The sequence below is a fragment of the Streptomyces sp. NPDC091376 genome (assembly GCF_044757085.1).
Lineage (GTDB): Bacteria > Actinomycetota > Actinomycetes > Streptomycetales > Streptomycetaceae > Streptomyces > Streptomyces pratisoli.
The window spans coordinates 99,911-126,003 of sequence record NZ_JBIVUF010000019.1 but is presented as its reverse complement, the minus strand read 5'-3'; the positions used below and the strand labels follow the sequence as shown (position 1 = coordinate 126,003).

Annotated in this window: 14 protein-coding genes and 3 pseudogenes; 10 read left to right on the top strand and 7 right to left on the bottom strand. The window is 64.2% G+C overall.

Annotated elements, in window-relative coordinates:
• Positions 1-248: 248 nt before the first annotated feature.
• Entirely contained in the window at positions 249-1,682 is a 1,434-nt protein-coding gene (locus ACIQMR_RS31865; protein ID WP_401394637.1) for an MFS transporter, read from the bottom strand.
• Positions 1,683-2,851: 1,169 nt separating this feature from the next.
• On the opposite strand from ACIQMR_RS31865, the pseudogene ACIQMR_RS31860 reads away from it, so the two are divergent.
• Positions 2,852-3,548: pseudogene (locus ACIQMR_RS31860) on the top strand (lysophospholipid acyltransferase family protein).
• Between the two features lie 430 nt (positions 3,549-3,978).
• On the opposite strand, the gene ACIQMR_RS31855 reads toward ACIQMR_RS31860, so the two are convergent.
• Positions 3,979-5,499: an MFS transporter gene (locus ACIQMR_RS31855; protein WP_401394635.1), complete on the bottom strand. Its 1,521-nt coding sequence runs from the start codon at positions 5,497-5,499 to the stop codon at positions 3,979-3,981.
• 458 nt (positions 5,500-5,957) lie between these two features.
• On the opposite strand from ACIQMR_RS31855, the gene ACIQMR_RS31850 reads away from it, so the two are divergent.
• Together ACIQMR_RS31850 and ACIQMR_RS31845 are read left to right on the top strand one after the other, a co-directional pair.
• Positions 5,958-7,523 (top strand): glycoside hydrolase family 64 protein, encoded by a 1,566-nt coding sequence (locus ACIQMR_RS31850; RefSeq protein WP_401394632.1) that lies wholly within the window; start codon positions 5,958-5,960, stop codon positions 7,521-7,523.
• Between the two features lie 437 nt (positions 7,524-7,960).
• Positions 7,961-9,223: an MFS transporter gene (locus tag ACIQMR_RS31845; RefSeq protein ID WP_401394652.1), complete on the top strand. Its 1,263-nt coding sequence runs from the start codon at positions 7,961-7,963 to the stop codon at positions 9,221-9,223.
• Positions 9,224-9,230: 7 nt separating this feature from the next.
• Here ACIQMR_RS31845 and ACIQMR_RS31840 read toward each other — a convergent pair.
• Positions 9,231-9,775: pseudogene (locus ACIQMR_RS31840) on the bottom strand (transposase family protein).
• Positions 9,776-10,499: 724 nt separating this feature from the next.
• Between ACIQMR_RS31840 and ACIQMR_RS31835 the strand changes: the two are divergent.
• On the top strand, positions 10,500-10,751 hold the full coding sequence (locus ACIQMR_RS31835; protein ID WP_401394649.1) for a zinc ribbon domain-containing protein: 252 nt from the start codon (positions 10,500-10,502) through the stop codon (positions 10,749-10,751).
• 201 nt (positions 10,752-10,952) lie between these two features.
• On the opposite strand, the pseudogene ACIQMR_RS31830 reads toward ACIQMR_RS31835, so the two are convergent.
• Positions 10,953-11,273 (bottom strand): annotated as a pseudogene (locus tag ACIQMR_RS31830) (IS5/IS1182 family transposase); the annotation flags it as partial.
• A 256-nt stretch (positions 11,274-11,529) separates the two neighbouring features.
• Between ACIQMR_RS31830 and ACIQMR_RS31825 the strand changes: the two are divergent.
• The 3 genes from ACIQMR_RS31825 to ACIQMR_RS31815 all read left to right on the top strand — a co-directional run bounded on the left by ACIQMR_RS31825 (position 11,530) and on the right by ACIQMR_RS31815 (position 15,594).
• Complete coding sequence (locus tag ACIQMR_RS31825) at positions 11,530-12,144, top strand: hypothetical protein (RefSeq protein ID WP_401394629.1); 615 nt, start codon at positions 11,530-11,532, stop codon at positions 12,142-12,144.
• 468 nt (positions 12,145-12,612) lie between these two features.
• Positions 12,613-13,440 carry a 2,3,4,5-tetrahydropyridine-2,6-dicarboxylate N-succinyltransferase gene (locus ACIQMR_RS31820; RefSeq protein ID WP_401394627.1) on the top strand — a complete coding sequence of 276 codons (828 nt, stop codon included), beginning with the start codon at positions 12,613-12,615 and terminating at the stop codon, positions 13,438-13,440.
• A gap of 1,197 nt (positions 13,441-14,637) precedes the next feature.
• The gene (locus ACIQMR_RS31815) at positions 14,638-15,594 is read left to right on the top strand and encodes a hypothetical protein (protein WP_401394624.1); all 957 of its coding nucleotides are present in this window, start codon (positions 14,638-14,640) and stop codon (positions 15,592-15,594) included.
• A gap of 1,690 nt (positions 15,595-17,284) precedes the next feature.
• Here ACIQMR_RS31815 and ACIQMR_RS31810 read toward each other — a convergent pair.
• Both ACIQMR_RS31810 and ACIQMR_RS31805 read right to left on the bottom strand, forming a co-directional pair.
• Complete coding sequence (locus ACIQMR_RS31810; RefSeq protein WP_401394621.1) at positions 17,285-17,593, bottom strand: hypothetical protein; 309 nt, start codon at positions 17,591-17,593, stop codon at positions 17,285-17,287.
• Between the two features lie 842 nt (positions 17,594-18,435).
• Positions 18,436-18,816, bottom strand: a complete 381-nt coding sequence (locus tag ACIQMR_RS31805) for a nuclear transport factor 2 family protein (protein ID WP_401394618.1) — start codon at positions 18,814-18,816, stop codon at positions 18,436-18,438.
• Positions 18,817-19,238: 422 nt separating this feature from the next.
• On the opposite strand from ACIQMR_RS31805, the gene ACIQMR_RS31800 reads away from it, so the two are divergent.
• On the top strand, positions 19,239-20,099 hold the full coding sequence (locus tag ACIQMR_RS31800) for an oxaloacetate decarboxylase (protein ID WP_401394615.1): 861 nt from the start codon (positions 19,239-19,241) through the stop codon (positions 20,097-20,099).
• A gap of 134 nt (positions 20,100-20,233) precedes the next feature.
• Here the strand turns inward: ACIQMR_RS31800 and ACIQMR_RS31795 are convergent, their stop codons facing one another.
• Entirely contained in the window at positions 20,234-21,499 is a 1,266-nt protein-coding gene (locus ACIQMR_RS31795) for a putative adhesin (protein ID WP_401394612.1), read from the bottom strand.
• A gap of 753 nt (positions 21,500-22,252) precedes the next feature.
• On the opposite strand from ACIQMR_RS31795, the gene ACIQMR_RS31790 reads away from it, so the two are divergent.
• Complete coding sequence (locus ACIQMR_RS31790; protein ID WP_401394609.1) at positions 22,253-23,368, top strand: beta-propeller fold lactonase family protein; 1,116 nt, start codon at positions 22,253-22,255, stop codon at positions 23,366-23,368.
• A 1,833-nt stretch (positions 23,369-25,201) separates the two neighbouring features.
• The gene (locus ACIQMR_RS31785; RefSeq protein ID WP_401394606.1) at positions 25,202-26,077 is read left to right on the top strand and encodes a hypothetical protein; all 876 of its coding nucleotides are present in this window, start codon (positions 25,202-25,204) and stop codon (positions 26,075-26,077) included.
• Positions 26,078-26,093 lie beyond the last annotated feature (16 nt).

Here is a 26,093-nt window from a genome sequence, read left to right as displayed (position 1 = left end):
CGTTGACGACCTCACGCAGGTCGGTGGTGGGTTCCCGGCCCTCGGCGCGGGCTGCCCGCCACTCCAGCAGTAACGGCTCGATCAACTCCCACTGGTCATCCTTCAAGTCCGAGGGATACGCGCGTCGTTCAGCCACGACATAGTCAATACAACCCCGCCGCGACGCCCGCTACGAGATCATGAAGAAGCGTTCGTCTGGCCTCAAAACAGATCGGATGGATAGGGGGATACCACTACCGAACACCCCCTTAGGCGGTGGACCTGTCGTGGGCGGTGGAGGACTCCTCCAGCACGACCGCAGTGTGCTCCGCGGAAGCCTGGGCCCACTTACCGGTCGCCAGCACGCCAAGCAGCAGCACCCCGAGTCCGCAGCACGCCACGGTCCACCAGCCTGCGCGGGCCGCGTCGATGAAGACGGGTATGGGCTCCGTGGTGTGCCATCCCCCCGCGGCCAGGAGAGTTCCCATGACCGCCACTCCGAGGGTGAAGCCCACACGGCGGAATGTGAGCAGTAGAGCGGAGGCGACTCCTGCCCGGTCGCGCGGCATCCCCGCCACCACGGTCATCGTCGTGGGGGTGTTGGACAGCCCGATATTCGCGCCGAACAAGGCGTAACCGACCAGAAGCAGAACGTCGTGATTCTCGGCGTCGGCGAGAGCGAAGAGCAAGCCACCTGTCGCGGTCGCCGCCCCGGCAAGCAGGAACGACGGCCGTGTCCCGTAGCGGCCCGTGAGGCGGCCGGACAAGGGCCCGCACACACCGGCCATGACCGCCAGAGGCAGCATCCATATCCCGGCGGTCAGAGCCGAGAATCCCCGCGCGTACTGGAGATAGAGGGTGCTGAGGAACAGTACGCCGGAGAACGCGGCGAAGCAGACGAAGCCAATGGACACGGCGCAGCTGAACGGGACACTCCGGAAGTAGCGCAGGTCGATCAGCGGCTCACGGCACCGACGCTCATAGACAAGGAAGGCGACGAATGCGGCTATGGCCGCCCCGACACAAATCTGGACCGGTACCGAGGTCCATCCCAACTGGGGTGCCTCGATGATCGCGTAGACCAACGGACCGAGGAAGACAATCACCAGCAGCTGCCCCACGAGGTCCAGATGACGGAAACGGGTGGAACGGAACTCGGGCGTGTAGCGCGCGGTGAGAGCCAGAACAACGATCCCGATGGGAACATTGATCAAAAAGATGGAGCGCCAGCCGACGCTGTCCACCAGGGCGCCCCCCGCCACCGGACCTAGGGCCATCCCGAGCGCGTACGCGGCAGTGAACATGCCCATCGCATGCGGTCGTTCATCCCTTCCGGGAAAGACATGCGCTATCACCGACATGCCCATGGGGACGATCAGGGAGGCCCCGACTGCCTGCAGCACCCGGAAGACGATCAGTAGCTGATGGGTGGACGCGGTGGCGCACAGGGCCGACGCGACGATGAACACCCCGACCCCGACACAGAGCGCCCGTCGATACCCCAACCGGTCACCGATGGTCCCAGCGGCCAACAAGAGGGCGGCCCCCACAAGGGTGTAGGAGGCGACAACCCATTGCATCCCGTTTATCGCGACATGCAATTCCTTCGCCATACTGGGAAGGGCCAGATTCACCGCGGTGACGTCCAAACCAACCAGCAGGACGCTGATACAGCATGCCGTGAGGATGGTGCGCTTCCGCATGAGGAAACCCCTAAACGGTCCCATCAACTATGCCATGACCCGCCCCATTCGGCGCGCTAAGGAGAGGCTTCACCGAGGTCCGAAGTCTGAGGGCGCAGCGGCCAGACGCCCATGCCATCCGTGCTGATCGGCGTCGGACGCGGTCGAAGCACGCCCCCTCGTCAGGCTCGATGGCCAGGTACGCAGGTCGATCGCACGGGAGCCGGGTGTCGAGGCCGCCGGCGATGGCATCGAAGACGCCCTGGCGGGCGTCCGCCGCACCCTTCCGAGAGGGGACCGCCGAGACAATCGCCTGTGCTCCCGAGGCTGGCCGCCCGGAATACCGGCCTCCTCGGTCGGCCAGGGGGCACCTCCCAGGGCCCGGTCCCACGGCGATGCCCGCCAACCACCGATCGGGCCGCACGACCCACCCGTGCGCCATCGCGGGCCCGCTCGCATACCGTTGAACAGGGCAGACGTGTAGCCACGCGCCCCACAGGTCAGCCGGAAGCGCTCCTCCCAGACCCTTCTCAGCGATGGCCACGCAGCCGGATCAGATGCCCATGAGCGGCGTGGGGTCCGTCACCGTCCGGCATGCCGGGACGCACCCGATCGTGTCCTCTCGACCGCGAAGGACGCCTCCGCGACCGGTGCGAGCAGCGTGAGCGCATCGCGGATCGGAAGGTCCGACGCGGTCGGCCTCCCGGTGGCTGAGGCGTCGACCTCGTAGAGCCCGTCCCCAGAAGCCGGGCGCCGAGCAGACGCCAGGGATGGCCCGGCGCCTGACAAGCCCGCCCCAGATGAGGCGGCAGGTGTACGTCAACCTGCTTGCCATAGCGAGAGCGGTGGCGCTGATGCCGCCGGACCGCACCGGGGTGTCGCCCGCTGCGGTGTCGCGGCCTGGGCGCCCGCACCGGCGCGGAGGCCTTCGGCCTCCCTCATCTGGCAGGCTGATTGGGGGATGAGATTTGGGGAGGGCACTGGCAGCGTGAAGACCGTGAGCTGCTGGCAACCTTCCCCGGATCCTGTTGGCGCTCCAACTGGCCACCCCGGACAGGTCACGACTTCGGGGTGGCCGGTGCTTCCGGGGACCGGTTGTCATTGGCCCGCGTGCGTGATCTTGCCTGCGGAATCGTCGAACTGGCATTGCGCGGAGTGGTAAACCGGTGGGGCGGTTGGGAGCGGAATCGGTGTTCTACCACGTGTTGAAGTACGTCGTCCTGGGACCGCTGCTGCGGCTGCTGTTCCGGCCCAGGATCGAGGGCCTCGAGCACGTCCCGGCGGACGGCGCGGCGATCGTCGCCGGCAATCATCTGTCGTTCTCCGACCACTTCCTGATGCCGGCCATCCTGAAGCAGCGCATCACGTTCCTCGCCAAGGCCGAGTACTTCACCGGGCCGGGTCTCAAAGGCCGGCTGACGGCCGCCTTCTTCCGCAGCGCCGGACAGATCCCGGTGGACCGCTCCGGCAAGGAAGCGGGCCAGGCGGCGATCCGCGAGGGCCTCGGCATGCTGAGCAAGGGCGAGTTGCTCGGCATCTACCCGGAGGGCACGCGGTCGCACGACGGCCGGCTGTACAAGGGCAAGGTCGGCGTCGCGGTCATGGCGCTGACCGCGCGGGTGCCCGTCGTGCCCTGCGCGATGGTCGGGACCTTCGAGATCCAGCCGCCGGGGGCAGGTCCTGCCGAAGATCAAATGGGTGACGATCCGCTTCGGCGAGCCTCTGGACTTCTCCCGCTACGAAGGGATGGAGCACGAGAAGGCGGTACTGCGTGCCGTGACGGACGAGATCATGTACGAGATCCTCGCCCTGTCCGGACAGCAGTACGTCGACGAGTACGCGGTCAAGGTGAAAGCCGCCCAGGGTGGTCAGGACCGCACACCTTGACGCGAAGGTACGGGTCAAGCGGACGCCCGGAGGGCGTGGTCGCCGCCCGGGCGGCGAACCGGGGCGCGGCCCGGTCCTGGCCCGGCAGCAGTCCAGGTACACCCGCGTCGGTCCAGGAACGGGCCGCGGTGTCCACGACTTGACCCGCTGGGGCGCCTGCCGAGGCAGGGTGGTGAACGCCTCATCCTGAAGGCCTCACGGGGCCAGTCGCCGAATGGTAGGGGGATTGGCGTGCATGCGCGTCGCGTCGTTAGTGGATGAGTGCTGCCGATGGTCAAGCCAGGAGAACGGTTCCACCACAGGAAGTTGGGACGCTGCCGCACGGCACGGTGCCGTCTTGGCCTCGCCCAAAGACGTGGACACGAAGCCACACCGCGGCCAGCGCGTCCACACGGACCGCGTCACGGACCCGCAGTGCCACCCGGCGTGACTACCCGGTCAGCACGGCCGTGCGTCCGGGCCGGAGGGCGACGACCGAGACCAGCGCACCGAGCAGGAGCAGGCCGGCCATGACCAGCAGGGTTGTTCCAAAGCCGACAACGAAGGCGCGGTTGACGCTGTCCGCGACCAACCCTTCGACGTCCGCCGGAAGCGAGTTCAGGAAGTCCTGCCCCTCGCTACTGTCCGTCAGAACCGCGTCCATTTTATCCTGGGGAGCAGTCACACCCTGACTACCCAGGCGCGCGTTTCGCTCGCTGTTCTGCGTGGCCGTGAACAGCGCGTACGTCAATGAGAAGCCAATCGTGGCTCCGACCTGACGCGCTTCCACCGTGAGTCCAGCGGCAACCCCGCGTTCTTCGCCGCTGATCGCGGAGAGAGTCATCACACTGGACGTGGTGTAGACGAACCCCGGCGCGAATCCGAAGACGAGGAGCCCCGGGATCATCCAGAGATCCTCATTTCGCGACACTGCAAGGAACAGGGAGAGAAGCCCGAGCGCGCCGGCGACCATCCCACCAGTCACTGCCCAGTGACCCCTGCCGCGGTCGACGATCCGACCACTGTAGGGAGCGCCAACAATGGGCCCGGCACTCGCCGCGAGCAGAATCAAGGCGGCGATGAAGGCTTCGTTGCCCACGACATGCTGCAGGAATAGTTGAGCATTGACCGAAACGGATAGGGAGCAGCACTGCACCAGCGCGAGGGCGGCGAGCGCGGCCATGACTCGTCTGTTCTTCAAGGCCCTGAGATCCAGAAGCGGATCAGGATGCCGGTTCTCCACGTACACGAAAAGGCAGAGCGCGGCAATCGCCACACCAATGGGCAGCGCTGTCGAGTAGCTCGCGATACCCCAGTCGGACCAGCGCTCAAATGCGAAAGCGAGAAGAAAGAGAGCGGAGCCGAGCAGGGCGCACCCCCAGATATCAAGTCGTTTGTTCTCGCGAGGCGCGTCCGGCACCACACGCCTCACTGCGACCGTCACCAAGAGTGCAAGCGGCACATTGATGAAGAACACCAAACGCCAGCCGAAGTGATCGACCATCAAAGCGGTCAACAAGGGGAACACGGTTGTGCCGATCGTCGTGGCCGTGGTCACCAAACCGACCGCCCAGCCCAGGGCTGTCTTGGGGAACGCCTGCGCGAGGTTGCTCAGTGTCAAGGGCACGGCCAACGCGCAGCCGATCCCTTGGAACGCCCGTCCCGCGATCAGCACGACTCCATCCGGAGCCAGTCCGCACACCGCTGAAGCGACACCGAACAGCAGCATGCCGAATATGAGAACCCGTCGACCGCCGATAACGTCGCCGAGTCTGCCGCTGATAATGGACAGCGCGGCCATGGGCAGAAGAGCGGCGGTAACAACCCAATGCAGTTCTGAGTTGCCTATCGCGAGACTCCGCCCAATGGCGGGCAAAGCCACAGTGATGCTGGTGAGGCCGGAAAATAGCAACACGTTGGCCGTTGCGATGGCGACGATGATGGTCCGCCTGTCGACGCCAGAGATACTCATTACTCCGCCGATCCAATCTTCATGGGCTCCCGCGTCATTTTTCCGATGATCCTCCCGATTGGGGACACGGACAACCGGATTGGTAACCGAAAGAATTTTTGCGGGTGCTCTGAGTCAACAAGGGGAGGGGGATCGAAGGACTGCTCCGCGGTGCCGGGACCGTCTGAACCGCTCGCTTGCCAGCCGGACATGCTGAGCAGGGCGTAAGCCAGGCAGAAAAGGTGACCGCCGGCGGCCAAGGCCGGCAGCGGCGCGCGCCCATCGCCCGAACCGACAGCGGGGCGGACATCGCGCGTAGGCCGGCCGCGCCCGGCAGCGCGCCTTGGCACTGCGGCAAGGACCGCGAAGGAAGCCCTGCTAGAGATCCGTCCCCTTCAGGTGCCCGTTCAGGATGGCGTCGTCAGACCGGCCGGCGACAGGCTGAAAGGCCCGTCCTCTCACCGGAAGCCAGGGATTCCATGACCTTCAGAACCGCTCCCCGCCGCACACGGCTCCGCACCACGGCACTGGCCACCGCGCTGATCTCCCTGCCCATGGCTCCGGCCATGTCGGCAGCCAACGCGTACGCCGCCGAAGTCCCGGCCCCGGCGTTCACGCAAAAACTCGACACGGCGCCAAGCGGCAAGGCCCGGTTCACCTTCATCCCCTCAGACCGGGACGGGGTCACCCTCGTCGACGTGCACTACACGGTCAAGGGCGCGCCGGAAGGTCGGCAGAGTCTGCGCATGCAGCGCCAGCCCGATGGCAGCTGGGTCCTGGAAGGGCCTCCGGCAGGCTCCGACTTCGTCTACCACTACACGTTCGGCGACAACCGCCTCGTCAAAGACACCGGCGAGTTCGACCGGGCCGGCAAACCGAAGGACGGCACCCCCACCGACCCCGGCACCCCCACTGACCCGCCCGCCGGCGCCACCTTCCCGCTGAACCTGGTCAACCACTCCGGCAGGCCGGACTCCGAGGTCTATGTCACCGTCGTCGGACAGGCCAGCCCCGGCCACTACTCCTACCTCAGGCCGGACGGGAAGCTCACCCCCGTGGACAAGGCGGACGGCGTGTACCGCAAGGGGGACCGGACCTTCCCCAAGCTGTCCTTCCCTCTGTCCGAGACCACCGAGCAGCGACTGACCGTGCCCGCGCATCTTCAAGGCGCGCGTGTCTATGTCTCGTTCGGCAACCCCATGTACATGGGCGTACCTAACGGCGATAGCGGCTACCAGCAGCCGGACCTCAACAATCCGAGCGACCCGAACAAGGGGACTCGATTCGACTTCTATGAGTTCACCTACGAGCACGGCAAGGTCGCCTTCGGAGGAAACACCACCCAGGTCGACGGGTTCTCCATCCCGCTGACCGCGGAACTCAAGCAGGACCAGCGGAAATACAACCGGACAGTGGGCATCACGCAGCCTGCCGCTCAGGTGATCAACGGATACCAAAAGCAGGTCGGCGCCGCTTTCAAGGGGCTCGCTGCGAACGACCGCATCACCGCACCTCGCTCCTCGGCGGACTTCCGGGCCGGCGGCAAGTACAGCACGTACTTCAACAAGGTAGTCGACGAAGCCTGGAACCAGTGGAAGAAGGGATTCCACATCAAGCCCGCCGCGGGCATCGAGTTCAAGGGAAAGGTCCAAAGCGACGGTAAGCTCCACTTCTCCAAGAACAACGGTGCCCCGTCTGTCCTGAACAAGCCCTCCACCGCCGACATCGTGGCATGCGACGGCGCACTCGCGAACTCGGCAATGACCCAGGACGCGAAGGATCTCGGGGCCCACATCTGCGCCGCCTTCAACCGTGGAGTAGCTCTTCGCACCATCGACGGCGGCAAGACCTACAACTGGTCCGAACCCGCCACGTACTACCCCAAGGGCGGAACCTTCAACGATTACGCCGCCTACTTCCACAAGGTCAACCATGATCACCTGGCCTACGGCTTCGCGTACGACGACGTCCACGACCAGAGCTCGGTAACGATCCTTCCCAACTTCGACGCACCCACCAGCCTGACCCTCACCATCGGCAAATAGCAGCCCGAACACACCGGTGACACGTCGTGACGACCTCACCCCGGGGGCGAGGGCTCCTCGCCCGCAGGGCCCTCACCTCGGGGGGTGAAGCCGCCCGACAGGGCCGCGCCGAGTCCAGGCCAAGCGCCGAGACAGCCCCGCATGACAGCCGCATCCGCCGACCGGCACACGATGCCGGATGGCCGGGTCACGGAGAGCCCGCGTCGCCGGGCCGGCATGGGCAGCGGGCCTCGACCATGCATCGGATGGACCCACCCCCGGCGTACGCCAAAAACATGAACTTGCGAGGCCCCACTGCTCAGTCAATACTGAAAGACGGCCGAATACCCACCAGGTAGATCCTCCTGGACGGAAATCATGACAGCCCATACAGATCCGACGGGAATTCTGGCGCGCCTCGACCGTATTCCGGTATGGCCGTACCGCGGGTGGCTGCTATGGGCCGTAGGGGGCGGTACTTTTTTTCCTTCTACGACGCAGTAGCGATCGGTGTCACACTACCCACCATCAAAGAGCAATTCGGGGTGTCGACGAACGCGGTCTCCTGGGCGGTTACGAGCGGACTGATCGGTTACGCTTTCGGTGCCATTGCCGGCAGCCTCTACGGCGACCGGTACGGAAGACGCAGAGCTCTGCTCGCATCTTCTCTCGCATTCTCGACAGGAACCCTTCTCTCGGCAGCCAGCCCGGATCTTACCTGGCTTATCATATCAAGATTCATCGCCGGACTTGGACTTGGGGCCGAGATAGCGGGTGTCGCAACATACATTGCCGAGATATCACCCGCCCCTCTCCGGGGCCGTTACTCGGCACGCGCGACTGTACTGGCGTTCGCCGGTTTTTCGGTGGTTCCTGTCATGGCCCGCCTTCTCGTCCCTGAATCGCCCTATGGATGGCGTCTGCTCTTCTTGATAGGTGCGACTGGCGGTCTCATCGTGTGCTATGTCCGGAGAAAACTCCCAGAATCCGCTCGATGGCTCCTCGCGCATCATCGATTGGAAGCGGCGAGAGCGGAGGTTTCAGCCGCGGAAAGCGAAGCCCTCAGAAGGACTGGAATCCCCCTTCCGAACGTAACGACCTCTCGCCCGGAATGGTTGCCGGAGCAGCATTTTGCAATGGCGTCGATCACCAAACGACACCTTCGCCGCCGACTCGCGCTCTTCACCACCATGTGGTTCGTCTACTACATAGGCAACTACAGCTGGCTGACCCTCGCTCCCACCCTTTTCGTCGAACGCGGATTCAGTGTCGAATCCAGTCTGGAATTTTCGGCGATCACGGGACCAGGGTTCCTTGTCGGAGCTATAATCGCTGTAGCTTTGTCCGATCGATTCGAGCGGCGTACTCTATCGATCATCATTGCCGCAATTTGGTCCTGTAGCCTCGGGCTGATAGGCTATATAGGTTCGCCTGGCGTTATTCTCGTATTCGGGTTTGTGGCCTCGGTAACGGTAGGCTGCCTGGTTTCCATTCTGTACGCCTACACGGCAGAGCAATTTCCCACAGTCGTGCGGGCCACGTGCGTGGCAGTATCCGACGGATTGGGGCACACCGGCGGTGCAGTCGCTCCCCTCATTCTGCTCCCGGTCAATTCAGCCTTGCTATTCAGCGGTCCATTTTACGTGATGGCAGCAACCGGATTGGGAACAGCGATTCTTCTGTCCTGTGGAAGGAAAACCAAGCACACCACTCTCCATTGAGCCTCTTTCATCCCGAATAGTCATAGGTCAGGAGGGTGTGGACGGCTTGGACGACGGTACCGATCCGGCGGGTGGAGCATCTGGCTCGCCGAAGCAGTCGCCAGGACTTCAGCTGCGCGAAGGCGCGTTCCCCTGGCGCTCTCAGCCTGGCGTGGTCGCAGTTGAACTGCTGGCAGTGCTCGGGCTGTTCGCTGTGGTGGTAGCAGGGGGTGCGGAAGGTGGCGCCGGCGCCCTGGTAGGCATGGTCCGCGAGGACGAGGATCTGCCGGGTGAGGCAGGGTTGGACGATGCCGTGGGCGCGGGCGGCGGTCAGGTCGTGGGTGCGGCCCGGTATGGCGCGGGAGAACCAGAGCGGTGTGCGCGCAGATGGACCAGCGTGAGCAGTGCCTGCTTGAAGCAACCGAGCTTGCGCCATCGGGTGTTGCGGTTCCGGCGGTGCTCGTACAGCTGCCGGGCAACATGCTCGAAGAGCTCGTGCGGGACTTCGAGCATGGCAGTATACGGAACCAACAGGGCCCCTTCGGTCGCCGGTGTGTTGAGTGGAATCACCATGCCAACGACGAGGGGCCCTGCCTCGTCACCATGCCCACTGACCAGCCTGCTTCACCCTCCAGCACAGGATGAAAGAGGCTCACTAAACCCTTTTCATCCCTCATGGCTGCAAGCTAGGGGTGCAGGGGGTGAGGGCGGTTTGCATGAGGCTGGTGTTGCGGGGTGGTGGAGCGTCGTAGCCTGCGCAGGAGCCGTCAGGATTCGAGGGTGGCCATGGTCCACTCAACGAGCGCGTGAATCTTCGAGAGTGGGCGGCTGGCAGCCTGCTCTCTCAGGGAAGGCCGCTCCCAACGCCCCAACAGGACAGCCGTTCTGGCCTAGCGGAGGCACAGCAGCTGATGCACAGGGTCGGTGCTCACCTGCACGCGCCGTCCTTCTTACGCTTCCCGGAACAGAAGGGCCGGGTGGCTGCAATCTGGTCGATCGGCATTAGCGTGGTTCCCACACATGACCGTTCACCTGCTCTTTTTGAACGAGGCGGGCGCTACACCACCGACCAAGGCAGGCGCCCGCCTCCCACGAGCCACGCCAGACTCCCGTGCCGTCACCTGGCAGGCTCATGGACGGAGTACCGGCATGCCCCGCAGATAGACCGCCAGCTGTCCGTGCGCTCACAGTGCCCTTGCCAGTAGCGATCTTCCATCGTCTCATCGGCTGAGAACAACGGCCCTTCTCCGCCCACCAGTTGTACGAGGACAAGAGGACCGCGGTCCGCCTCGATGGAGTGGAGGCGGATGTGGGTGAGGAGCTCGGTGTGCCCTTCATCGAGGTGGACCCGGCCTGCACCTCGCAGCGCTGCCCGCGCTGTGGCCACACAGGGCGCGCCAACCGGCGCATTCGGGGCCACTTCGGCTGCGTCGGTGCGGCCTCGCTGGGCCTGCCGACCATGTCGCCGGGGCCATCGTTACGCGAGGGGTCGCGGCGTGGACATTCGTCAACTTGTCGGCCCCGGCCCCGCCGGAGCGGGGATCGGTAGATGTCCCCGTGACCGCCCTGACGTAGGTCAGTCGAGATCATAAACAAGGCCGCATCGAACCGGTTCAACAAGCTCGGTCGTTGGCGGCCGGCTGGTTGACGACCCGGCTCAGCAGCCGGTGCGCCCACAGCAGCATGTCCGGCTTCCTCCGACAGCCGAGCTGATGTTCGCGGTTCTTGATGGGGGGAGTACGTGCGGCTTCTTCGACCCCTTGGCGGTGGTGTGGACGCGGACCGCAGGGTCGTCGATGAGCACGGTGTCCTTGGCGTACCGCTTACGGGCTTGGGGAGCGGGCATCGGCCCGAGGCGGTCGAGGGTCCCGGTCGGCTGCCGACTGCGACACCCTGAACAGTGGGGCAAGCTGCCGCATGGTCAGGCTCGTGCGCCAGGCACGTCGCGTGTGGCCGGGCCCGGTCGTCCAGCGGAAGGCTTCTGGGCCAGCCCCGTGCGGACGCACTCCGCACGCACGCGGGCTCAGCACGGTGAATGGGGCTGTGGAGGACGGTACGGCGCCGTGATCACGCCACAAAAAGATCATCTCACTGTCCAGCAAGTCCCTTTCGGGTGGCCTCGGTTTCTCGGGAGGTCTCAGACGCGATTTCGTGAACTCGCTCGTCGCCCAGCGAGAGGAGCGCGATCGGCCACCGTGCCCGCCGGATTGGTGAACTTTTGTCCGCCCGAATCTCCGCCCTTTGGGGAGCGATCACCAGGTGTTGCGGATATAGCCTCGGGATGGAATTTACAGCACTCATGCGAGGCGAACGTGATACCCGATACGATGCCGGAAAATCTCTGCACAGCGAGCGAGTGGGCTGACCTCTACACGGAGGAATCCCATAATCTCCTGACGGCCGCAAATAGCGGAGGAGTGACAGCCCTCAATGGCCATCTGCTCAATCATTTTCTGCACTATTGTGTCGCAGTGCTGAACTGGAGGGAGGATCAGAGTTTTAATGTGGAGACCTTCTGTGAGGAGAGTGCGTCAAATGTAGCGGGAGACGATTCTCCTGCGAGGATCATGCTCGAAGCCCACAACCTGGACCTCAATGAAGTCTTCCACGCTTACGCGCATCAATTCCGCGTTCACCGCCGCACCCTTCTCACCTGGGAGGCCGTGCAGCTCGTGCCCAGTTCCGGCCAAGCGCATCTTGCGAAAGGCTTCTTCACACAACCCAATTTTGACGGGACGCTGATCAAGGAAATCGTGGAGCAGATGAGAACCATCTGTAAGGGAAATCAGGTCACGACTGTAGATGCGGCCTCCGCCTGGGCGTGGCATTTCGCGAACGAACTGGGTGAGGGTGCGCTGGAATTCGCGGACTGGCTGGATCGCGTATCGATCAACGATAAAGAGATCCGTCGTGTGCGCGCGACAATCCGGGCGCTTGCGTAAGAAGGCAAAGGAAAGCGATCGCACAAATTCATGCGGCTTCGCTCTGGGGCCGTGAGGAACTCGCGCATTTTCGGCTGCGAGGAGACTTCCTCAGTGACGCCTTCTAGTCTCGCTGGGGGGCGGGGCCAGAGAGCTTTCCTCGGAGCCTGCACAGGTCGCCGATCCGATTTCAGCCCCGCTCTCGAACTCTTGGGAGAATCGGGCGAGAACCCCAACGTGCGGGCAAGGCGGGGCTTCCTCATGAGACGGCCAACCGGAGTGATCACAGCATGCCCCGATCTCGCTCCCGGTGATTACTCGATCCCATGGTGGTCTCGCGGTCACCGATGGCCGGGCGTCTCGTGTCACACATACGGCTTGCGTTCGATAAGTTAGGTATGTGCTGCGTGGGCCATGAGGGCGCGCCGCTGACTTGGTTCGGCCTGCCTGCTCCACGCTGTCGACGCCAGACGCCAAGGGCGGATCAGCATGACGCCGTACAGTCCCATTTCCCCCGACATTGATGACCTGTGGGAGCACCGTGGAGCGCTCACACGGGCCGACCGGGGCGCTCGCGCCGTGGTCGTCGCGGCGGTGGACCTGCTGGACAGCGGGGATGCTCGCGTCGCGGTGGTGGACGAGCAATCCGACGAGGTGGTGGTCGATGAGCGGGCGAGACGGGCCATTCTGCTCTCCTTCCAGGTGATGGAGATGACCGAGGGCACCGCCGGATTCCGTCGTCGCGGCTGGATCCCGTTGAAGGAGCGTTTGGAGGGAGTGCGTGTAGTTCCGGGCGCGATCGCCGTATGGGGCAGTTACCTGGCCCCGGGAGTGATGCTCCTTCCGTCGTTCGTGAGTATCGGCAGTTACGTGGGCTCCCGGTCGCTGGTGGACACCTGGGCCACGGTCGGGTCCGGTGCACAGGTGGGCCGTGACGTTCATGTGGCCGGCGGGGTGGGGATTGGCGGCATCGTGGAGCCGCCGAGCGCCTTCCCCGTGGTCATCGAGGATGACGTGTTCATCGGGTCCCGATCGGTGATCGTCGAGGGTGCCCGCGTTCGCCGGGGAGCCAAACTCGGTGCTGGCGTGATTCTCACAAGGTCAACCCACGTTTTCGATGCAGAGACCGGTGACGAACTACCACGTGGTGAGGCTCCGGCCTGGTCGGTATGCGTCAGTTCGACCAGGATGAAGAAATTCCCCGGCGGAGAGTTCGGGATGCCATGCCTGTTGGTCCTCAGACACCTTCCCGAGGGGAGCATCCACGACAAGTTGGCGCTGAACGAAATCATCCGGGACTACGGCGTCGCCCGATGAGATGAGGCTTCGTCGGTGGAGCGCGCTGTTGCCTCGCGCCCGGCACCGCTAGGCCACGGAAACCGGCATAGCGGCGTCCAGGGGCGAGGAACTCACTGACCAGACGTCAGGTCGCCTGCCCTGTCGACACACGCGAGGACAGCTGCCCACGACATGCGATGAGTGTGACGCGTTGTCGAGGACCCCACGGCGGGTACCGGAGATGCTCCAGCGCCGCGTTCTGCTGCGCAGACCGTGCCAGCGCCCCAATGCCAGGGCTTCGCGGTCCCCCAGCCGGGCAGGCGGATCGGTGGATGGTCGGCCGCCTCATCCCTGCGATGATCACTGACGGGCATGAGCCGAAGCCCTGATGTGCCGTGGAGTCCTTGAGGCCAGGAGGTCCGCCGTGCGAAGCGCAGTACGCGTGAGCATCACTGCCCGTCAATGTCCAGCCCCGGTCTCGCACGCCACCGCGTGAGGGCTGAGCGGGTACGCCGAGGAAGCGACCTGTATCGCATTTACCCACCCGCGCGAGCGCTCCCTCGGCTCGTCCGCAAGTCCCTTGTCGGTGTGCGCCGGCCTCCTCGCCTCCCGACTCCGACGGCACGGTCGAGCTGCGGCACACCTCGGTGTCCTGGCGTTCTTGAGCACGCCCCTGAAGGACTGTCCGGGGTTGCGGCGCTCGAGCGTCCGGAGGCGACGGCTCCGCGCGTCCGGTGGCACCACGGGGCGAGGGCAAAGACGATCCGCTTACCTGACCTCTGTCCTCGGTCAGCGCTGCCGCGCTGGGTTGGCTCGGTCTACCAGTCGCCTTGGGGGTGCAGAAACGGACAACGCGGACGGCATCAGCGCGTGGGTGAGAGAGCTTGTGAGGTGGGCCCCACCGCTGCATATCCGTGTATGCACACGGACGCGCAGCGAAAGCGCGCGATGGCACGGCGCGGCCGGGTCGGTGAAGGCCGTCCCCTCGGCCTGAGACATCCCGGAAGCGCTCGACACGCTTGCCCCAGGCAGCAAACAGCCGGTCGTGGACACTGCGCCGGTCCGTTAGATGCGGATCGGCCTCGGAGCTCTCCCACGACCAGACAGCGCAGGAGCCGCCAGTGGATCCCCGCGTACCTTTCCGGCCCGCGACGCGCGTTCCTCAGTGATGGGGACGGTCCGTAGCGCCCGCCCCAACACCGCTCGGTGTCGCATCAGCCGGCGCACAAAGACCTCGTGGCTCGTCAGCCACAAGCCATCGCCGCCTGCGACACCTGCAGAACTGTGACCGACCTCAGAACGGAGCACCCAGAGAAAATGGAACAATTCGCCGTATCGATATCAATAGAGGAAATCTTGGAGAAGGAAACTGAGGGGAGATATACCCGTGAGTTTCGCTGGAAACTCGATGACTCATGCATGACCGGGTGGATCATTCAGGAGACCCAATTCAGGCGCTGGGATTACTACTCCATCTGGGAAGCATGGAAAGTCCTGGAGGGAACTGTTGTCGACGTCCATGGAAGCCCGGCAGAAGCCCCGCACTGCATCTGGTCGACCTTATGGACCATGCCCTGGCAGATGCGCGGAGCAGTTTACTGGGCAAACAGCCAAATCTTCAATCCCGAATCCTTCGGATTCGAAGCTAGGTTCCCTCAAGGGCAAATATCCCACTGGTCCTCAGGTTCGACAACGGCAATTCCGTTGGAATTCTTGACCATTGTTCCCGTCTCCAATGAAAGAGCGGGAGGAATCACCCTCGACGAGATTCAGTGGCGCAGGCGGTCTGCCTTCGAGGGTGATACTCGCTCACTCCCCGCGCTGCGCTGTGAGCCCTACGAATCACTGAACGCCCTCGCTCGCGAGGTCGAGATCAAAGGGTCGTCCGTCATGGGGGAAGCGCCTGTCGCGATGGCCCTCCAATGCGTGCACGGTTTCCTATGGGAAATCGAGGCTTCCGCAAGGGAGGGGTGCGGGATCAGATGGAATCACCTTGCAAATCTCCGAGGATGCATCCTGTATCAGATAGTCCGAATCGGTAAGATGCAGAGGAGGTTGATGTCTGCCAGTCCTACGGGGGGTAGTGTCGCTGCCGCGCTCGAAGAGACCAATCAGCTCCTGCGCCAAGCCTCGTGGCAAATGGAAGAGTTCCTGTCGCTGGGCAAGGGGGGCGCTAAGACCGTTCTGCTCTGACTCGTGCGCGGAGTGGGGGATGAGGCCCGGACTGCTCGCTCGTGGACTGTCCGGGCCACGGTCCCTCTTTGATAACCGCGTGCCGTGGCGCCGGGACATCGCCGCCCGCCGCGGCGTTCCACGAGATCACCAATCCTCCCCGCTGGCCGAGTACGTGACAGGCGCCCTGCACCATGGACACACGTCATCGACCATACGGACAACGCATCGCATGCAAACCAGCTTGAAATCATCTTTTGTCGTGCAATCGAGAACCAGAAAAGTGTTCTCCCCCTCCAGACAGATCGGGCACTGCCGTACGTTCCAGTCGACACTGCGCACGTGTGCTACCGCGTTCACCCACATGTCTCCTATCGGTCGATGATCCCCTGAAGACAAAATGCCCCTTCTTTCCCTAGCGTCGGGAAAATTCGCGAAAACCAAGCTTTCAGAACTCCCGTCACCGGTCGTGACAGGGACACCAGATAAAAGCTGGAAAAACTATTCGCCAACCATTGCTGTTCTGGATGAGTCCTGCTGACCGACCACCCCCGTTCGGCGAAGCAATCGGTGCCGTGCCGGCAGGATCGCCGCGCTACCTGGATGTACTCGCGCCTGACCGCAGCTCGGACCGTCTCATCTCGATGAGGAGAGACACGTCGCAGGGAACGGACAGGGGATCTTGTCCCCGATCGTGGTCAGAGGTGGCAGGCTGAAAGAGGCAGCGTTCGACGTTGCCGTCGCCCGGTCGTCTTCGTCTCCCGGAGCTCTCGCGAGATCGGTTTCCGGCGATGCTGCCTTGCCCAGCAGTTCAGCGTGAACGGGGCGAGCGAGCGGTGAACGCCCAAGCCACCTGTCAAAGACGGTGGCGATCAGGTTCCTCGAACCGAAGGCGCGGAGGTGATCGACGAGCGTCTCGCGCGGTGTGGTCACGCTCGGCCGGTCGGTGTCACATATCCGCTGACCTTGCACAACCGCGTGCCCACGTAGGGCACCTGCGCCAGGCAGGGGAGGGGCCCACGCTGTACCGGCGACGTAGTAGCCGATCACCTCCCGAGCTGGGTTCAGGATGGTCACGAGGATCTGCACAGCGCCTGACCAATGACCTACCAGCGTGGCGACTTCACGCCCGCATGAACGCGAGGCCTTCTCGCTGTGGCGGACGGCACGGCTCCACGAGACGCTCTGTTCGTATCTCGATGCAGTCGCAGAAATGAAGGAAAGCGATTCTTGCGAATGGTTGGTCCAACTCGATCCGAGAAAAGGTCGGGAGGGGATGTCAGAAAGCCGGAATCCCGGCCGAGTTGTTATGCAACGCGGCCTCAGGTGGCGGTCGGCGCGATGCGGCTAAGGTGGATCCCTCGCGGCCCCCTCCAACACCCGTTCCCTGCGCCGCACAGGCAGAGTCGACGTGCTCAGGCGGCTACTTCGCCTGCCGCGAGGATGGCTGGCTGGGAAGTAGCCTCCCAGATGCTTCCCTCGGTTCACGATCCGCCTTCACCGTCACAGGGCGCAGAAGCTGACAGGTGGAACGATGTTGGAAACCGGACACGCGGGGGAACCGCGTGTCCGGTATGAGTGGAAGACCGGACACGGAAGCTCCAGGCGCCGGGCCGGCCTCCCGAGCGAGCGCAGAGCCCGGGGGGCGGCTTCGCCAGGAGCGCTACGAGCTTTGCTGACGGGCGACCGGACCGGTTAGCGGTGGGGTGCCTCAGTAACTTCCGACTCGCGCCACCACTCGGGCGTTGGAGGGGTCGTCAATATTCCCGTGTCGCACCTCCAGCGGGAACTCATGCGGGTAGAACTTCGCGAACCCCACGTATTCTTCCTTCTGCGGAAAGGTACCAATGCCGCTGTTGAAGTGATAATCGGTGTTACCGGTTTGGGGATTGTAAAGAAAGTAGTCGCCCTCGGTCGTATTTTCCAGCGGGTCGCCAACTACCTCGAGTACCCATGCCTGCTGCATGTGATGGCCGGTCACCACCGTGGTCCATTGAAGATTCTCCAGGACCAGCTGCATGTTCTGAGGATCAGTTATCTCCATGACTCGAAACCTTAGGGGCGCCCATGTAAAGATCATATAAGAAAAGCGTGTTGAGAGCCCGTCAGAGATCTCTATGTACTTTCGGTTGCCTAAAAGGGAAGCGGCGGGACCCGTGAAGTGATGATTCGGGATAGAGAGTCCATGTCGAAAACAGGTCCTACCGTCGACGTCACGGGTGCAGACGCGGGTTCGGGTCCCGATCGTCGTCGAGTTGGACAGTCGTCTCCGAGGCCGTGCGTCGCCGTGTTGCTCCGCCAAGTCCTGACCGATACCGAAAGGACTGCATTGGTGACACCCTGCCAGTTCCGGAGCGGACGAACGCAGCGGGCTGAGGACTCCTGCGGCCGCAGCGTTGGTCCGCCTCGCGAACACGGCCCCGGAGCCCCCGGCTTGAACAAGTGCACCGGGAGTTCGGCTGTGTACCGGGTAGGCGGGCAGGCACCGGTCCACTCGACACTGACGTTCGCGGAGGAGAGCCAGGCTTCACCACGTGCTTGCTTCAGCCCGATCGCAGCTCATGGTTGTTGCGGAGGTACGACGGCCTGACGTCTGCCTCGCGGGTGACGGCGGGCCGGGCAAGCAGATGTACGCGCCGCGCTCGTTCAGATGTTGCAGTCAGCCGTTCTGGCGGTGCCGATACCGGGCGGATACCGCGCCGCTTCACTCGCGGCACGCCAACCTGCGCCGCGCTCGATGAGCGGCCTGCGCGCGTGGTTCACAAGGGCATGCCGTCGCTCCTCCCAGCGCGAACCCGCGGGCCGGTTGGCCATCTGCGGCTGTCTTCCCGGGCCGAGCCCCGCTGGGAGGGGCGAGGGTGCTCAGAACATGGTGTTGTCGTTCTTCGAGGTGGGAGGTATGACCTGGAGGACGTCCCAGTGTTCGACGATCCGTCCGTCCGTGTCGAAGCGGAAGATGTCCATACCCGCGTACTCCTCAGCGGGCCAGGTCTGGTGGCAGTGCAGGATGACGTAGTCACCCTCGGCGAAGACGCGTTGGAACTCCACCCGCTTTCCCGGGTACTCGGAGGCCATGCGCTCGAAGTAGTCGATGAATGCCTCCTTGCCGTCGCCGACGTGCGGATTGTGTTGGATGTAGGTGTCGCCGACGTACTTGTCGATGGCCTCGGCCGGCCGGCACTCGTTGAACATCAGCTCGTAGAACGCGGTGGCCGTCGCCTTGTTCCGCTCAAGATCGCTCATGCTGGTCACCGTAGTCGCCATGCCGGTCCAGTCGGCGCTCGACCGTGCCTTGGTCGGCTGACTGCCCTGGAGGGGGACAGGCGCGGAAGACCTCTTGTGATATCGCTGATCTGACATCCGACGCGATGGGTGTGTCGAAGGAGCTCCGTACCGAGGGACGAGGCGCTCGCTTCCTGGCGGAGCCGCTTCCGCCCCTCTGTGGACGCTCCCTCGCACTCCTCATCCCGGAAGGTCGACGGATCGGGCTTCACACTCGCGTGGGCCGCTACGTGTGGTCGCTGGTCCTGTGGCGAACATTGACCCTGCCGACATGGGCCGGACAGGGCGATACCTGTGTGTTGGTTTGACATACTTTGCGGCATGCAGTCGGGTATGGGTTTGGACAGTTCGATTTCATTGCTTGGTGGGTGAGGTGTTCCGCCATGGCGGGTGACAGCTCGCTCAGACGGCTTCTGGAGGGTCCCGGCATTGTGCTGGCGCCGGGAGCAGCTGATTCGATCACCGCTCGAATCGTGGAGTCGGTGGGCTTTCCCGCCGTGTATATGACGGGGTTTGGGGCCACGGCCAGTCGGCTGGGCATGCCGGACATCGGCCTGCTCAGTCAGACGGAGATGACCGAGCACGCGCGGAATATGACGCGCGCGGTGTCGATCCCCGTCGTCGCGGACGCGGATACGGGGTATGGGGGGCCGAGCAACATCGACCGCACGGTTCGCGAGTACCTGCAGGCGGGTGTGGCGGCGATCCATCTGGAGGACCAGGTCTCACCGAAGCGGTGCGGTCAGATGAGCGGGGTGCGGCTGATGGACGCCGACAGCAGTGTCAAGCGCCTGCGGTGTGCCATGCAGGCACGGGGCACAGCCGACCTATTGATCATCGGGCGGACGGATGCCCTGCCCGCGGCAGGGATGGCCGAGGCGATTCGCAGGGCTCGGCTGTACCAGGACGCCGGCGTCGACATGGTCTTCGTCGACGGAGTCAAGAAGGTCGAAGAGGTCGAGGCGGTGGCTCGCGCGATCGACGGCCCCAAGGTGGTGTCCGTGGTGGACGGCAACGAGACGACCAGGCTGACCGCCACCGACCTTCAAGACCTGGGGTTCGGCCTGGCCCTCTATGCCGTGACAGCGCTTTTCACCGCGACCCGCGCGATCACCGGGGCGCTGACCCATCTGAAGGCCGCCGGAACCCCAGCCGGCGGCCCGGCCCGGCACACCTACGAGGAATTCTCCCGACTGGCCGGGGTCGATGTGCACAACGACCTCGACGACAGGTTCGGAGGCTGAAGGACGACCGACCCTCCGGGCGGGAATGGGGCTGCCATCGACCGGACAGTAGGGGCGAACGGAACGAATGATCACGCCGAGGCCCCGCGCACGCGATGTCACGGCCGCCCTTACCCCCGGCCGAACGTCAGGGGCTACACGAAGTCCACGGTGAATCGAAATCGGCGCTGTCCGTGAAACTCATCTTCCTCGTCGTCCGATCCGTACCCCGAGGCACTTTCCTCCGACTCGACCGAATAGGCGATCGTGTGTCGGGTGATACTGGACGGCGCCCCGAGAGCATCGTTCAGCCCTGTCGCGATCAGCTGTCCCAGGGAGAGCGAATCGTACGATCCGTCCACGACCATGCGCTCCCCGTCGAAATCGATCCAGAACAGCGACGACTTCTCCGCGATGTTCACCCGGAGCATCTCATGGACGGCCTCGATCTCGTCCTCGCACACATCGACGAGACCGCCGTTCTCGTCGATCGACGTGTGAATGACGGAATGGCCACCCCCGGGGAGAAATTCCGGAATCAGGTAGCCGTACAGCCGGGTGTTCAGCTCCCCGTCGAACATGCTGGATATGCTGCTGGCACTCATCCATCTGATGGCCGACCAGTCGATGTCCCGTGCGTCGAGGGAGGGCGACGCGGATTCGGCGATCGGTGGGTCCATGGTGTGAATGCCGTAGCTGTGCAGCCACCCCTTGGATGCCTCATTCATCAGCATTCCGCGTCTCTCGCTCTCGGGAAGCCCGTAGTAGGTCGACGCGACCTCCTCCGCGTTGGAGCAGTGCGCGAACTGCATGAGGGTCCCGGCGTATGCGGCGATGTTGCCGTAGTGAGGGAACGCAGCCCTGTTCACAGCCTTCACTTCGTGCAGACGTGCGATTCCGTCCTCGTCGGCGTGGGGGATGGCCGTGGAGTACTGAGGCGTTGTGGACTCGTCGAGGCTGTGACCGAGGTTGGGCTGAACATTGTTCACTCCGACCCAGCGGCCCCCTGTGTTTTTGAGTTCAACAGCCACGCAAGCTGCCCAATGAATTATGGAGTCCGGGAATTTCTGGAAAACCCAGTCGAGGAAAATTTCGTCGGGAACTCCGTTCTCTCCGGGGATGATTTGGAGATAGAGGTTTCCGTTGTCGCCTTTAATGCCGTCTGGGGGGAGTCGATGAATCGCCAGTTTGAGAGGTGTAGTGAGCTTCAGGTTCGGGTATTTGCGACCTGGATGGATCTCCCGCCGATCCACGCTGGCAAGGACTTCGTCAAAGCTCTCGATGAGCCTACCGTTGCTGTCTGCGGTGGTTTTTCCGAAGGAAGTATAGATATGCAAAAGCGATCCCTCGGGGACGATCTTATCGAATCCAGACTTTTTGGAGAAGGATCCGTGTCCCGAGCAGACAATGTGAGTAGTCATCGTTTTTCCCCGTCATTCTTTATCTGCTGTGTCCATGGATGAGCTCAGCTTCGAAGCGCGGGCAGTTTCGCGTTGACACCTGTCGGCTGGATCTTGAGTCTAGATTCGAGACTCCTCCCGACCGCGAGGGAACGGGTAAACCTGCGGGTAGATCGCCGTCTATCCCGCTTGCCTGAAAGACCGCGCTTCCCGACCACCATGTGCGCAGCCCGGACACGCATCGGTAATGGCACGAGCCCCAGTAAAAGATCAACAGTCCGCGGGTCATGAACAGCGAGACACGAGCCGAGTGTCACGGACACCGCTCACGTAACCGATTCCGGCTCGCCAACCAATCAAAGCCATCGACCATGTCCGCCACGGGCCGTCCGCCAGCCGAGAAGCGACGCCAAGCATGAATCCCGACCCGGTCCCGTTCGCCGGGGACGGCCACAAGCGCCCCCTACCTCGGAGGTGACGTCATTCGAGGCCACGCCCGCGGATCGGGATCCACCAGGCGAGCGCCGGCCTCCCGCTGCGTGCGGCGAACACGCGCGGTGCCCCTCTACCCCGGATGCGCGTGTCTGCGTGCGCCAACCATGACGGACGCCGAGGATGATCTGGGCTGGCGTCCCGTCAGCCTCAGACACGCCATCGAATTCGGCCGCGACCTGAGACCGACCGGGGTTCGGCCAGAGGGCTTTTCCGGGCACGACTGCCGGAGACCGTCCGGCACCGCTGAACCACGCATGTCGAGATGCTTGGAGGCTCCCCGTGACCACATCCGAAGTCCAGCCGCCCAAGGGGCTGGTGACAGAGACCTCCACGACAACCAGCCGACGGAACTCCCGGCGTTGGACACTGAAGGTCACCGCCGCACTATGTGTCGCGTTCGCCCTCCCAGCCCCAGGCTTCCCATCCGCGCACGCCGACCAGGGCAGGAAAACGAACAACGCCTACGTCACCAACTCCGAGGACGACACGGTCTCGGTCATCAGCACGCGTACCAACAGCGTCACCGCCACCATCCCCGTCGGCGACGGCCCGTTCGCAGTCTCCGTCACCCCCGACGGGCGCACCGCCTACGTCACCAACTTCGTCGACGACACGGTCTCGGTCATCAGCACGCGTACCAACAGCGTCACCGCCACCGTCCCTGTCGGCGACGGCCCGTCCGCGGTGGCGGTCGCACCCGACGGCCGCACCGCCTACGTCGTCGACAACGGCGACGGCAGCGTGTCGGTCATCAGCACGCGTACCAACAGCGTCACCGCCACCATCCCCGTCGCATTCGCCCCCCAGGGGGTGGCGGTCTCACCCGACAGTCGCACCGTCTACGTCCCCGCTTCAGGCAACGACACCCTGTCGGTCATCAGCGCGCGCACCAACAGCGTCACCGCCACCATCCCCGTAGGTAACACCCCTCTGGGAGGCGTGGCGGTCACGCCCGACGGCCGCACCGTCTACGTCACCAACTTCGGCGACGAGACCGTGTCGGTCATCAGCACGCGTACCAACACCGTCACCGACACCATCCCTGTCGGCGCCCCCCAGAGCGTGGCCGTCTCACCCGACGGCCGCACCGCATACGTCACCAGCGACTTCGCCCAAGGAGAGGTCTCGGTCGTCAGCACGCGTACCAACACCGTCACCGACACCATCCCCGTCGGAAACGCCCCCCTCGCGGTAACGTTCGCGCCCAACGGGCGCACCGCCTACGTCACAAACGCCAACGACAACACGGTGTCCGTGATCGACACGCGTACCAACACCGTCACCGACACCATCCCCGTCGGAAACGCCCCACGGGGGGTAGCAGTCGCGTCGAAGCACACCAAGTCCTCCCATGACGTCCGACCCGACACGCGTCGACCCCGGCAACGTCTCTGAAACCTGCGTAGGCCCACGATGCGGCAGGCCGGCAGGCCCTCACAAGGCCCGGACCCGACCAACCGGGTCCGGCCTCACGTACACGGCCCTCAACCCGACCCGAGGAACCTTGCGAGACGGGCTCTCCACTGTCCGAACGGCGACCCCGCCCCGACCACCAGCGGGGGAAAGGGGTACGTACCCGGACCCACAGACCTGCCCCGCGAGCCCACGACTGTGAGCACGGCCCCGAGCCGACGGAACTGAAACCCCCAGTACCGCGGCCGTACCCTGACATGTGCCGAGCGGCGGACTCACCGGAGGAGGCAGCGGCGACCGCCACCAGGTCGGCTGTTCCATGCTGGCCGTAGCGTGGCCCGCCGGAGGGACTGCCCCGGAGCCCGCTGCACGAGCCGCCGACACCGTCACCCAGACAGACGGCGCGCCGACCCTCGCGCAAGGGCCGTGGCCGGGGCATCATTTGTGCCAGAGCCATGGTTCCGCTCCCGTTGCCCAGGCCCCCGTCACGGCCTCCTCTCGAGACGGGGGGCGCCTGTGCGCGTCCCAGCCCCAGTTCCTTCTCCCGGCTTGCTCAACCTGGCCAAATAGACGGTGTTCCCGCTCTGCGTACCCGGCGCGCAGCTCACCGAGAACCACTGTCCGTCCCCGTCGAGAGCCACCGTCAGCTGCCCGTATGGGGTTTCGCAAACGACCTGTTTTCGCCCGGGGGCGCGGCTGAGACGGTGAATGCGACCTGGCGTGCGACAGCCTCTGGTCCACCCGCGACTTAGAAGAATCCGGTGCCGTCGGGGAGTCTGGCCACCGGTGCGAGCCTCCCCGGAAGACGCATGTGCCTGATTGCAGCTCCGGCTTCGACATCCCAGACATGCAAGTCAGGCCGCTCCTGGCCACGGCTGGAGGGTTGGAAGGACAGGAGCCGGCCGGACCACGACGGTCTCCACACCTCCAGGACCGTCGACCCGAAGAAGCAGAACGTGACCGGATCGAGCAGAACCCGCCCGGGGCTGGGCTCCGTCGGCGACCATCACCAGAGGCAGCTCCTGCCCGGCCTTCCTGCTCAGAAAGAGCCGACGGTCGCCCGCGGAACACCCGAGGGTGAGGTCACCGGTGACATCACACCGCCCACGTCCACCAGTTCTGTCAGAAATGACGAAAGCACAAACACGTAGACCATTGCCTTCCGCGAAGGCGGACAACGTCTCCAGGCCCGCCAGTCACTCCTTGACCAGCGGCCCCTCCCTCCAGCCACCGGAACGGATTCGCGACCTCGACACCGTCAGCGAGCACATCCACCGGATCCTCCCGACCGGCCGCCGGGGTACACCATCACCGAACACCCATCCACAACGGAAAGCGGTCCTCTCCTACTAGGAAAGGACCGCTTAACCGGTACCGCCACCCGGCACAGACCGGAGACGACTTACTGACTTACTTGCCGTCTCCCTCGGAAAGGGTGGCCTGTCAGTCAGTGACGGCGACGATCTCGTCGGACATGAAACCGAAGTATCCACCAGCGAACTCAAACATGACTTCTTCCTTTCAGGAAAGGTGACGGGCCAACTGCGTCAACCATCCCTCCGTGCCCCCAAAGCGCCAAGCCCCCCATCGGCATAGAAGCCGGACGAACAAGGCTCCCCCGATCAGGCCTCCGCCTCATGTTTCCACGGATGTCAAGGGATGAAGGCGGGGGAGGCATCGATCCATCGGTGGGCCAGGCGACGGTGAGACGAACCATGGCCGATGGTCTGCGTCAAGAGGACATCGTGGAGGCGCAGCCGCCGCCTACCCTTCCTTACAGTGATCGGAAACCGGTCACTGCAAGGGAGCGGGCATATGCCGAGAACCTTCGAGGAATACTTTCCCGAATACGACCGTCACGACTTGTTCGTCGGATTCGAGCAGTTGGTGATCGCCGTCTGCTGTAGCGGACTCCCCGCTCCCGAGGCCGTCGAGGTCTTGGAGAGTTGGTGTGACGACCTACCCCCGTACACGCGTGACGGCAGGTTCGTTGTCGAGCTGCGGAGTGTCTCCGCTGTGATGGGCCACGACGCACACTCCACGGCTGAACTCCGTAAGGCTTTGCTGGCGGAGTGGTCAGCGATCGAGGAGCGGTTCAAGGCCGTACCGTTCGAGACCGCCCTGGCCGACCTTTACGGACTCGCTCTCGTCCAAGACTTGCCGACCGAACCCTCTCGCATGTGGGACGACTGGGTCGCCGAGATCGTCGCCACCGAACAGGGATGGGGCCCTTACCTTGACCGCGTCGGGCTGTTCAGAGGCGGACTGTACCGGCTCGAGAACTTCGATGAATGGCTGCACGCAGCCTGGGCCGGCGCACGTCAGGACAGGGCGCCGGCGAACGCGCGGGCTGTCGCATGGCACGGTGCCGGGCAGACATGCGAGCTCGCACCCGAGTCGTTCGACGGGCATGGCGGGGGCGAGTCCACTAGCGAACTGGACGCGGCCGTGGAGGCCCAGGTCGAGGCAGGGGTCGCGGAGTTCGTAGCGGCGGTCGGTTCCCAACTGGGCACGCTGTTCACAGACGAGTACCTGCTGCCGATCATCGAGGACAATCCCGCTCTCGCGGACGCCGTCCGGAGCCTGCTCCGACAGGAACCCGACTGGCTCGGATCCGCGTTCGAAGAAGTGCTTCGGAAGCAACTCGAGCTCGAGAGTGCCGGGTTCACCGTTACCGGAAACCTTCGATGAATCCCGGATCACCAGG